At 72.5% G+C, this 2766-nt stretch carries 1 protein-coding gene; it reads left to right on the top strand.

The genetic code is table 11. The annotated features are described in order from the left end of the window. Positions 1 to 54 precede the first annotated feature (54 nt). On the top strand, positions 55 to 2766 hold a 2712-nt coding region (locus K0M70_RS08145; RefSeq protein ID WP_290781301.1), incomplete at its 3' end, for a tetratricopeptide repeat protein.

Raw genomic sequence — 2766 nt, 5'->3', positions numbered from 1 at the left:
GGGGGGGGGGGGGGGGGGGCGGCCGGGGCCGCGGCCGCGGGGCTGGCGCCGGGCATGCGGTTGGGCCACTACCGCATCGAGTCGCTGCTGGGGCGCGGTGGCATGGGCGAGGTTTACCGGGCCCAGCAGCTTGAGCCGGTCCGCCGCACCGTTGCCCTGAAGCTGCTGCACGCGCGTCGCCTGGACGCCCGCCACCTGGCTTATTTCGAAGTCGAGCGCCAGCTGCTGGCGCAGATGAAGCACCCCGCCATCGCCCAGGTCTTCGATGCCGGCGCGACGCCGGACGGCTTCCCGTATTTCGCGATGGAGTTCATCGAGGGCGAGCCGCTCACCCGCTACTGCGAACAGCACCGGCTGCCGCTGGGCGAACGCCTGGAGCTTTTCATCCGCGTCTGCGAAGGCGTGCAGCACGCCCACCAGAAGGGCGTGATCCACCGCGACCTCAAGCCCGGCAATATCCTGGTGTCGTCGGTGGACGGCCGGCCACTGCCCAAGATCATCGACTTCGGCATCGCCACCGCCGCCAGCCGTTCGCTGGCCGCCGGCGCCGCTGCCGATGAGCTTGAGCGCGCCGGCACGCCCGACTACATGAGTCCCGAACAGGCTGGCCTGGAGGCCGGCATGGAAGTGGACACGCGCAGCGACGTCTATTCGCTGGGCGTGCTGCTGTTTGAACTGCTGGCCGGCCAACGCCCGGGGCAGGGCGGCGACACCCGCGCCGCGATGCACACCGCCAGCACCAGCCTGCGCGCCCCGTCCGAACAGATCGCCACGCTGGCTCCGGGCACCCTGGATGCGCGCGCCGGCCAGCTGGGGCTCAGCCGCGCCCGGCTGCGCAGGCTGCTCAGGACCGAACTGGACTGGGTGGTGATGAAGGCGATGCAGCGCGACCGGTCGCTGCGCTATGCCTCGGCCGCCGAGCTGGCCCAGGACCTGCGCCGTTTCCTCGACCACCGTCCGCTCACTGCGGTACCGCCGACCCGGCGCTACCTGTTGGGCACTTATCTTCGAAGGCATCGCCTGGCGGTGCTGGCCTCTACGGCCATCGCGATGGCCGTGCTGGCGGGCCTGGGTCTGTCGCTTTATGGCCTGCAGCAGGCGCGCGAGCAGCGGGCATTGGCCGAACAGCGCAGCGCCGAACTGGGCCGCGTGGTCGCGTTCCAGCAAACCATGCTGCGCGGCATCGACATCGAGGCCATGGGCGTGGGACTGGCCGGCGGCCTGCGCGACCAGTGGGCCCTGTCCGCCCCGGGCCAGGCATCGGTCCAGGAGGCCCTGCTGGCGCGCACCAGCGCCAGCGACCTGGCGCGTGCGCTGATAGACCGCAACATCCTGGCCAGTGCCCTGGTCGCGATTGAACGTGACTTCGCCGACCGGCCGCAGCTGGCCGCCGAGCTGCGCGAATCCGTGGCCGAGGTGCACGTCGCGCTGGGCCTGTATGCCCAGGGCGAAGAGGGCTTTGCCAGCGTGGCGCAGTTCCGCGAAGACACCCTGGGCGCCGCTGATCCGGCCACGCTGCGCGCGCGCGCCGCGCAGGCCGACGCCATGCTGCAGGGCGCCCGGCCCCGGCAGGCACACGCGCTGCTGCAGGCCGCCATCGCCAACGCCCAGGCGCTGCCGGCCAACGGCGAACAGCGGCTGGGGCTGGAGCTGGCCCTGGCCGAGGCGGAGGGCGGCCTGGGTGATCGCGCAAAAGCACTCGCGCTGCAGCGGGCACTGCACGCGCGCGCCGCCACCGCACTGGGCGAAGACCATCCGTTCACCCTCAAGGCGCTCAACAACGTCGGCATCAACCTGGCCCGCACGGGCAGCGCCGCCGAGGGCCGGGCGATCTTCGAGACGCTGTATCCGCTGCGCGTGCGCGTGCTGGGGCCCGAACACGAGGACACGCTGGGTTCGATGAGCAACCTGGCGATCCTGCGCGTTATTTCCGGCGATGCCCCGGCGGCGGCCGAGCTGCAGCGCCGGCTGGTGGACACGTATTCGCGCCGGCTGGGCAACGAGCATCCGACCACGCTCAGCCAGCGCGCCAACCTGGCCAACATGCTGCAGGACCTGGGCCAGCTGGACGAATCCGAAGCGATGATGCGTGAGGTGCTCGATGCCCGCGTGCGCGTGATCGGCACCGATTCCAACGACGCCATGCGTTCCCGGCTCAACCTGGCCGCCCTGCTGGCGCGCCGCGGTTCGGTGGAAGAGGGCCTGGCGCTGGAGGAGCTGGTGATCGCCGGGCGCACCCGGGTGCTGGGGCCGCGCCATCCCGATACGGTGTTCGTCCTGGTCAACCACGCCGGCTCGCTGGACCGCGCCGGGCGTCACGACGAGGCCCTGGCGCTGGTGCGCAGCACGCTGCCTTTGGCCCGGGAAGTGCTGGGGCCCAAGCATCCACAGCTGCATGCGGCGCTGGCGGTGAACGCTTCCTCGCTGGTGGCGCTGGGCCAGCCCGACGGCGCCCGTCCGCTGCTGGAGGAGCTGCTGGCGCTGCGCCTGGACGCCTTGGGCGCCGAACACCTCGACACCGTATCGGCGGCATGGGACCTGATACCCGTACTGCGCGCCACCGGCGACGACGCGGGCGCCCGGCAGCTGCGGGCGAGCTATATCGCGCCGCTGCTGGCGCTGCCCGAGGCCGGGCTCGACCCGCGGCGCCAGGCACTGGCCCGCCAGATCCGCGAACAGGACCGCGGACGGGCCGCCGCCGCGCGCAGGGGGAAAGAGGGTGATGTCGGGCGGGGGTCGGGCCCGGCGCCCCCCCCCCCCCCCCCC

The sequence above is a fragment of the Arenimonas sp. genome, assembly GCF_019459675.1.
Lineage (GTDB): Bacteria > Pseudomonadota > Gammaproteobacteria > Xanthomonadales > Xanthomonadaceae > Arenimonas.
The sequence above is the reverse complement of the archived record's forward strand: the minus strand, read 5'-3'. Positions and strand labels throughout refer to the sequence as shown.